This window comes from Streptomyces sp. KR55 (genome assembly GCF_052245645.1).
GTDB classification, from domain to species: domain Bacteria; phylum Actinomycetota; class Actinomycetes; order Streptomycetales; family Streptomycetaceae; genus Streptomyces; species Streptomyces flavusporus.
This window is the reverse complement of the sequence record NZ_JBQQCE010000453.1, coordinates 1-8011: the sequence shown is the minus strand read 5'-3', so window position 1 is coordinate 8011 and position 8011 is coordinate 1. Positions and strand designations below refer to the sequence as shown.

The 8011-nt window shown below is 72.5% G+C and carries 9 protein-coding genes; 3 read left to right on the top strand and 6 right to left on the bottom strand.

The annotated features are described in order from the left end of the window. Nucleotides 1-157 precede the first annotated feature (157 nt). Together ACTWQJ_RS41535 and ACTWQJ_RS41530 are read right to left on the bottom strand one after the other, a co-directional pair. A complete protein-coding gene (locus ACTWQJ_RS41535) occupies nt 158-2122 on the bottom strand; it encodes a VMAP-C domain-containing protein (protein WP_443311597.1) in 1965 nt (654 codons plus the stop codon). Beyond that, entirely contained in the window at nt 2115-2477 is a 363-nt protein-coding gene (locus ACTWQJ_RS41530) for a CU044_2847 family protein (RefSeq protein ID WP_443311596.1), read from the bottom strand. The genes ACTWQJ_RS41535 and ACTWQJ_RS41530 overlap by 8 nt, the downstream gene beginning before the upstream one ends. Before the next feature lie 134 nt (nt 2478-2611). Here ACTWQJ_RS41530 and ACTWQJ_RS41525 point away from each other — a divergent pair, with 134 nt between their 5' ends. Next, nucleotides 2612-2791 (top strand): DUF6104 family protein, encoded by a 180-nt coding sequence (locus ACTWQJ_RS41525; RefSeq protein ID WP_023586593.1) that lies wholly within the window; start codon nt 2612-2614, stop codon nt 2789-2791. Nucleotides 2792-2889: 98 nt separating this feature from the next. Here ACTWQJ_RS41525 and ACTWQJ_RS41520 read toward each other — a convergent pair whose 3' ends face one another. Further along, nucleotides 2890-3735, bottom strand: a complete 846-nt coding sequence (locus tag ACTWQJ_RS41520; RefSeq protein ID WP_443311595.1) for a hypothetical protein — start codon at nt 3733-3735, stop codon at nt 2890-2892. A gap of 171 nt (nt 3736-3906) precedes the next feature. On the opposite strand from ACTWQJ_RS41520, the gene ACTWQJ_RS41515 reads away from it, so the two are divergent. Further along, nucleotides 3907-4848 (top strand): DUF4097 family beta strand repeat-containing protein, encoded by a 942-nt coding sequence (locus tag ACTWQJ_RS41515; protein WP_443311594.1) that lies wholly within the window; start codon nt 3907-3909, stop codon nt 4846-4848. Between the two features lies 1 nt (nt 4849). After that, entirely contained in the window at nt 4850-5902 is a 1053-nt protein-coding gene (locus ACTWQJ_RS41510; protein WP_443311593.1) for a helix-turn-helix transcriptional regulator, read from the top strand. A 376-nt stretch (nt 5903-6278) separates the two neighbouring features. On the opposite strand, the gene ACTWQJ_RS41505 is transcribed toward ACTWQJ_RS41510, so the two are convergent. The 3 genes from ACTWQJ_RS41505 to ACTWQJ_RS41495 form a co-directional block, all read right to left on the bottom strand. Then, entirely contained in the window at nt 6279-6842 is a 564-nt protein-coding gene (locus tag ACTWQJ_RS41505) for a Clp protease N-terminal domain-containing protein (RefSeq protein ID WP_443311598.1), read from the bottom strand. Next, complete coding sequence (locus ACTWQJ_RS41500) at nt 6842-7051, bottom strand: HTH domain-containing protein (protein ID WP_443311592.1); 210 nt, start codon at nt 7049-7051, stop codon at nt 6842-6844. The genes ACTWQJ_RS41505 and ACTWQJ_RS41500 overlap by 1 nt, the downstream gene beginning before the upstream one ends. Before the next feature lie 101 nt (nt 7052-7152). Beyond that, a partial coding sequence (locus tag ACTWQJ_RS41495) for a zinc-binding dehydrogenase (protein ID WP_443311591.1) occupies nt 7153-8011 on the bottom strand: 859 nt, incomplete at its 5' end.

The window sequence follows — 8011 nt, the reverse complement described above, 5'->3', positions numbered from 1 at the left end:
CTCGCTCATGAGGCGCTCCTCGTCGACGGTCGGTGGTGGTCCACGTCCTGGCCGACGGGGGCGTTGTGCACCCACAACGGGCCCCTGGAAATGTACCCAGGACAGGCCTGCCACATGGCTGTTTTCGGCCATCCGCCGCGGATGTTCTCCGGAGTGCTCACAGCGGGGCGTCCAGGGTCTCGGTCTCCTCCGCGGGCAGCGGACGCCGCGGATCGTCGTACAGGAGTGCGAGCGGCTCGGCCCAGGCGCGGTCCGCGCAGTGTTCGCTGATGTCCTGGCGGAGGTGGCGCAGCCGGTCGGGGAGTTCGGCCAGCGAGCCGAGGGTGCCGAGGAGTTCCTCCGCCTTGGCGTGGAGGGTGTCGCACGCCTCGGCGCAGGTGCGGGTGGCGTGGCCGTCGATGTGCCAGAGGGCCACACCGTGCCCGTTCTCCAGGGCGAGCTTCATCGCGGTCCGGCCCGGTCCGCGCCCGGCGGGGCGGCACATCACGGGGATGTGGTCGAAGGCCGCGTCGCGATAGCTGCCGGCGCTGGATGCGACGCCGCGTTGCGGGGTGCGCCAGCCGGTGAAGCGCTGCTGGGCGGTCATGGCCTGCCAGCGTTCGGCCCACAGTTTGTCCGGTTCTCCCCGGCGTGCGAGGGAGCGCAGCACCACGCGGCGGCGTGCGCCGAGGTGTGCGGTGTCGTCGAGCTGGGCGATGTCGTCGAACCGCCAGCGGTGCACGGCGGTGTCGAAGTACTCGGCGGGCAGGGCCACTTCGAGCGGTACGGGCAGGTCGGCGCGGTCCTTGGCGCGCAGCAGTTCGCTCAGCGGGCCGCGCAGGGCCTGGACGAGTTCGCCGGGGAGGTAGCCGTGGACGGAGTCGTCGGTCTGCCACAGCTCCGGTTCATTGGACCCGTCGCCGTCGTCGAACCAGATCTGCCAGAAGAAGCGGGTGGGCTGCGAGCCGATCACCGGGTCGAGCAGCACGGCGACCGTGGGGCCCTCGCCCGGGCCGGGGTAGGGGATCACGATGCGCTCCGGTCCGTCCGCCGCGGTGGGCCGGACCGCTTCGGGGAGGCGTGCGTCCCGGACGAAGTCGTGCATGTCCCGGCGCGGATCCCGGCGCAGCCGCCGGTCGATCCAGTCGGCGAGCTGCGAACAGTCCCCGCCCCGGCAGCGTATGTACGCCTCGACGAACTTCAGATAGCGCAGGAAGGTGAGCGAGTCGAGCGGATGCGGGCCCTCGTACAGCAGGCCGTAACCGTCGCGCCAGGTCTGCAGTTCGGGGGTTCGCCCCGGCCACCGCCGGCCGCTGCGGGCGCGGCTCGCGAGGACCTCCACGGTGGGCGCGTCGGGCGGAGCGGGCAGCGCGGCGAGCAGCCGCAGTGCGGTGCGCCGGTCGTCCGGCGTCCACCGCTCACCGCCGTCGGCGGCGGGACCGGACTGCAGGTCGATCCAGTTGTCCCCACTCTCGGAGAGCGGCTCGGTGCCGTGCCACCGGTCGTGTGCGGCCATGACGGTGCGGTACGTCTGTCCGAAGCGGCGCAGCGCCGAAATGGCGACCGCCTTCCCGCCGTCCTGCTGCCGGCGACGGGACTTGACCAGTCCGACCACGGCTCCGGTGTCCGGGTCGAGCAGCGGACCGCCGGAGACTCCGGCCGGGAAGTCGATGTCGGGCTTGATGATCAGTCCGTAGCCGTCCTCATGGCCGTTGATCTCGGCGTCCACCGCGCGCGCGTGGGTGTGCGGCGGCTCCGGGTGGTAGCCGTACACCTTGACGGCACCGGAGTGCCGTACGTCCCGGTCGGCGAGCCACACGCACTCGTGCTGGTGCTCGTCGGCGTCGCCCGCGAGCCGCACCAGGGCCAGGTCCTCCTCCAGCGGTACGACGGGCCGCTCCGGGTGCGTGAGCAGCCAGGCCTCGAGCCGGGCCTCGGCGTCGACGCCCTCGCCGCACACCCGGAAGGTCAGGTCACGACGGGCGGCGAGGTGCGGGCGCACCACATGGGCGGCGGTCAGTACCCAGCCCGGGGCGACCAGGAATCCGCTGCCCCACAGCGGCTTGTCGTCGCCGTCGGCGGGCAGCAGGTGGACGGTGGCGGCCTTGGCCAGGGCGTGCAGGCGTTCGGTGCGCTCAGTCATGCGCGGCCGGGTCCGGCGCGGCGGGGGCCTGGGCGGGCTGCCGGTCGAACTGCCACGTCAGCGTGACCTGCAGCGAGGCCTTGGCCTCTCCCCTGGCGAGCACGGCGACCGCGAGCCCCTCCTTGGCGGTCAGCTCCACCCCGAAGCTGATGGCGGCCTCGTCGGGCCGGGCCGAGCGCGCGGCGTCGAGCACGGTGCCGCCGACGGCCTTGATCAGCTCCTGGAGCTGTTCGACCTTGGCGAGGGCGGCGTCGGTGAAGCCGACGTCCTCCTGCTCCCCGTAGGCGTCCGCGCTGCCGATCCGGGCGGTGATGACCGTGCCGTCGGGCAGTTCGATGTCCTGGATGTGACTCATGCCGCTCCCCCGTCGAGCTTGCGTCCCGTCCAACCGGCCGCAGCCGGACCACACTTGAGCTGCGACGAGGCTAGCCGTACGGACGGTTCCGGTGCGAGTCCCCCGACCGGCCGAGTGGCGCATATTCTGAGGACATGTACTTCACCGACCGAGGCATCGAAGAACTGGAGAAGCGGCGCGGCGAGGAAGAGGTCACGTTCGAGTGGCTCGCCGAGCAACTGCGGACCTTCGTCGACCTGAACCCCGACTTCGAGGTACCGGTGGAGCGGCTGGCGACGTGGCTGGCACGGCTGGACGACGAGGACGAGGAGTAGGTTCCGTCCGAGGTGAGTGCGGGGTGCCCAAGCGGCGCCCCGCTCTGGGTTTGTCGGCCCGCTCGGCCTTTTTGCAGCCTGGTCAGCCTGCTCGGCCGTCAGTCGCGAGGTCGGCCCAGGTCGTACGCCAGGCCCAGTGTGCCGTGGGCCAGGAGGAGCGCCCCCGCCGTGGTCCAGCCGCCGCTGTGATGGCGTAGGCCCCAGGCGGTGAGGGGGAGGCCCGCGGCGACCTGGGCGAGGGCGAGCGCGCGGGCCCTGGGGTCGCCGGACCAGGGGAGGTACGGGCCGAGGCGGCCGCCCCCGGCGTCGGGTTCCGTGCGGGACGCCGCGTGCCGGCCCGCCCCCTCGACCGTGCGGGCATCCGGCTGGGCGCGGGCGGCCTCACGGAGGCGGTCGGCGGATTCGCCGGGGCTGAGGCCTGCCGGCAGACAGACTCCCGCGCGCGTGAGCACGGCGAGCAGACCGCGCAGGCGGGCCGGGGCGTCGGCCGAGGGGTCGGGTTTCGTCAGGCGGTCCAGGGACTGCACGTCGAGGACCGGGTCCAGCCCGAGGCACCCGGCGAAGGTGTGCATGGCCTCGTCCTCGCCGACCGGGGTGCCGCCCGAGAGCCAGACGTAGCCGACCGGGCGTCGGAAGCCGGACGCGAGTGTGTAACCGGCGCGGTCCGCGTCCCACCACAGGGCGAGTACGGGCCAGGGGGCGCCGACGGCGAGAGCGGTGGCCCAGCCGGTGAGCACCCGGTCGACGGGCTCGGTGCCGTCCAGCCAGGGCCCGCCCTCGGGAACGAGGACGCTCCAGTTCTCGCCGGCCCGGGTGAGCACCATCCGGGCCCGCAGCAGACGGGCGGCGGGGGCCACGGCCTGGGCGTGCGCCCGGCAGAGCAGCAGGGCACCGGGGGCCACGGGATCGGCCCGGGCATCGGCCCGGAACTCTTCCGTCGACATGCTCACACGCTAGGACATTTGTCCCGGTTCGTAGACGGGCGATCGCCAGAACGAGTGTCTTGACTTCCCGCGCCCACGATATATCGTGTTTTACGGAAGACGCGATATGGCGTGTCGAGGTCCGTCCATCCGGTCCCGCGTGCGGCCCGGCAGGTCGAGGAGGTCAGCACCATGTCCGAGTGGTCCGTCGCCGAGCCGAGCAAGCTCACCTTCGACGACCCCGTGCGCGAACTTCACGTGCGCATCGTCGACGGAACGGTGAACGTGGTGGGGACGGACGAAGGTTCCGCCCGCCTGGAGGTCAGTGAGATCGAGGGACCGCCCCTGGTGGTCACCCAGCAGGGCGGCACACTCACCGTGGCGTACGAGGACCTGCCGTGGAAGGGCTTCCTGAAGTGGCTCGACCGCAAGGGCTGGCGCCGCAGCGCCGTCGTCTCACTGGCGGTCCCGGTGAGCACGCGCGTCGAGGTGGGCGTGGTCAGCGCCGCCGCCGTGGTCTCCGGCGTCGAGGGGCGCGCAGAGGTGAAGGGCGTCTCCGGGGACACGACACTCGTGGGGCTCGCAGGCCCGGTCCGCGCGGACACCGTCTCCGGGAACGTGGAGGCCCAGGCCCTCTCCGGCGACCTGCGCTTCAACTCCGTCTCCGGTGATCTCACCGTCGTCGAGGGCGCCGGCTCCTCCGTCAAGGCGGACTCGGTGAGCGGATCGATGATCGTCGACCTCGACCCGGCGGGCAGCCCCACCGACGTGAGCCTGACCAGTGTCTCCGGCGAGATCGCCATCCGGCTGCCGCATCCGGCGGACGCGGAGGTGGAGGCCAACACCGCGAGCGGAGCGGTCTCCAACGCCTTCGAGGACCTCCGGGTCACCGGCCAGTGGGGCGCCAAGCGCATCACCGGCCGCCTCGGCACGGGCAGCGGCCGGCTGAAGGCCACGACCGTCTCCGGCTCCATCGCCCTGCTGCGCCGCCCGCCGGTGGAGGACGGGCCGTGGGACGGGCCGACGGACGGTCCACAGGACGACTCGGGGGACAATTCGGCGTCCGGCCGGAGCGAGGGCACGACCCCGTCCAGCGCCCCGGCCGACGGTTCGACCGACAAGAAGGTGCTCTGACATGCCCCCCGTCTTCGCTCATGGCCGCCTCCGCCTCTACCTGCTGAAGCTGCTCGACGAGGCCCCGCGCCACGGCTACGAAGTGATCCGCCTCCTCGAAGAACGCTTCCAGGGGCTGTACGCACCGTCGGCGGGCACTGTGTACCCGCGCCTGGCCAAGCTGGAGGCCGAGGGCCTGGTCACGCACACCACCGAGGGCGGCCGCAAGGTGTACGCCATCACGGACGCGGGCCGTGCCGAACTGGCCGACCGCAGCGGCGAACTGGCCGACCTGGAGCTGGAGATCCGCGAGTCGGTGGCGGAACTGGCCGCCGAGATCCAGGCCGATGTACGCGGCGCGGCGGGCGACCTGCGGCGCGAGATGCGGGCGGCGGCGACCGAGGCCCGCAAGGGCGCCCAGGGCCGCGGCGCCGCCGGGGACTTCGGCGACTACGGTGACTACGGCGAGAAGGAAGCCTGGCGCCTCGCCAAGGAGGAGATGCGCCGGGTCAAGCAGGAGTGGAAGGAACAGGCCCGGCGCGCCAAGGACGAGAGCCGCAGGGCGCGCGAGGAGGCCCAGCGGGCCCGGCGCCAGGCCAAGGAGGCGCAGGACCGGGCCCGGGCGCAGGCGCAGGAAGAGGTGCAGCGCATCGCCCAGCGGGTCCAGGAGCAGGTGCAGGACCACTTCGCCCGGGGCGACTGGCCGACGGGAGTGCGCGAGGGCCTGACGGAACTGGCCAAGGAGTTCGGCGAGTTCGGCAAGGACTTCGGCATGGAGTTCGGCAAGGACCTCGGCTTCGGCCGCGGCAACGCCGCCAAGTCGACCACGGAGCCGGAGCACTCGACGACGCCGGAGGACTTCCCGGCCGACTACAAGCCGGCCTGGGCCCACGACACAGCCTCCACCGGCGACCCGGCCCGCGACCTGGACCGCCTCCTCGACCGCTTCCGGGACGACATCCGCGACGCGGCCCGCGACCACGGCGTCACCGCGGACCAACTCCGCGAGGCCCGCCGCCACCTGTCGACGGCGGCGGCACACATCGGGGCGCTGCTGAGGACACCGAAGCGGTAGCCACAACCCACGCCGAAGGGCGGGGCCACCTCAACGCGCCCCGCCGCAGGCACCCCACCTGCGTAGCTGCGGGCAGTCGTGCCTCCCCCAGTGCCTTAAGGGCCTGGGGGGACCCCCAGGGCGGCACGGGTGGGCGATGGGGCCCCCTCGAGCGAAGCCGAGAGTGGGGGGAGGCACCCAGCAACGCCGGGCTGCGGGCCTCGCACCGTCGGCCTCGCCTCGGTGCCAGCCGGTTATGCCCGCCCCCCTCGATCCCATCGCGCGGCCACACCACCCGACGGGGCACGCAACGCGGCCGCCGGACGCGGCGCCCAGCCCGGCGGCTCCGCCCAGCCCGGCAGCTGCAGCCCGCACCCCGAGGGCAACCGCCCCCGGTTCAGCCCGTCCGGGCCTCTCCCCCGCCGTAAAGCACCCGCGTCACCGACTCATACGTGACCCCATGGTCGGCGAGGACCTCCGCTGCGACGCCCGGACGGGACGTGAGCGCGAGCAGGATGTGCTCGTCGCCGATGCGCCGGTCCCGGCGGGCGACGGCGACACGCAGGGACTTCACGAGCACGTCCTTGGCGCCCGGGCCGAAGGAACGGCGCCCGCCCCACCACCCCCTGTCCTTCCGGTCCCCGGACATGGCACCCACGCCATGCGCCTCCTCCACCCGCGAAACGATCTCCGAGACATCGATCCCCAGCCCGGCCAGCGCATCGGCCTCGGCCTGCGACAGCCCCGCGCGCCGCCGGGCCTCCTCCAGCGCCCCCGCCACCGACTCCGCACGCTCGGTCAGCCCCAGAGCGGCCAGCGCGAACGCACCCTTGCCGGCGCCCCGCTCCATCAGCGCGAGCAGCAGGTGCTCGGCCTCCACGATCTGCGCCCCCGACCTCTCGCAGTGCTCGACGGCCACCTTCACCACCGAACGGGCGTCCTCCGTAAACCGTTCGAACATCATCGCCTCCCGTACTTCTTGTGCACGGCCTGCCTGCTCACGCCGAGTTCCTCGGCGATCTCCTGCCACGACCAGCCCTGGTTGCGCGCACTGCGCACCTGAACGGCCTCCAACTGCTCCAGCAGCCTGCGCAGCGCGGCGACGGCCCGCAGTCCGACCCGCGGATCACGGTCACCGGCACGCTCGGCGAGTTCCGTAGCTTCGGTCATGACGTCAACTTACGTTGACATACCCCCGCTTGTCAACCCCAGTTGACAACACAAACGGCCGGCCCGAGACCCGGACCGGCCGTTGCAGAACCCGCAAACCGTCAGCTGTTGGTGAGCACGATCTTCCCGAACTGCTCGCCCGACTCCATCCGTTCGAAGCCCTCGCGGGCCCGGTCCATCGGCAGCACCTCGTCGATGACGGGCCGGACACCGGCGGCGGCACAGAAGGACAGCAGGTCTTCCAGTTCCTCCTTGGTGCCCATGGTCGAGCCGACGACCTTCAGCTCCAGGAAGAAGATCCGGGTCAGTTCGGCATGGGAGGGCCGGTCACCGCTCGTGGCGCCGTAGATGACCAGCGTGCCGCCCGGACGCAGGGACTTCACCGAGTGCGACCAGGTGGCCGCCCCCACCGTCTCGATCACGGCGTCCACCCGCTGCGGCAGCCGCGCCCCCGACTCCACCGCCTCCACGGCCCCCAGCTCCAGGGCACGCTTGCGCTTGGCCTCGTCCCGGCTGGTCGCGAAGACCCGCAGCCCCGCGGCCTTGCCGAGCACGATCGCGGCCGTGGCGACACCACCGCCGGCACCCTGCACCAGCACCGAGTCACCGGGCCGTACCCCGGCGTTGGTGAACAGCATCCGATACGCCGTCAGCCAGGCCGTGGGCAGACAGGCGGCCTCCTCGAAGGAGAGTTCCCTGGGCTTGGGCAGAACGTTCCAGGTCGGTACGGCGACCTGCTCGGCGAACGTGCCCGGATAGCGTTCGGTCAGGATGGAACGGGGTTCCTTCGGGCCGACGCCATGGCCGGTCTGGCCGATGACGGAGTGCAGGACGACCTCGTTGCCGTCCTCGTCGACACCGGCGGCGTCGCAGCCTAGGATCATCGGCAGCCGGTCCTCCGGGAGACCCACGCCGCGCATGGACCATAGGTCGTGATGATTGAGGGGAGCGGCCCTGACA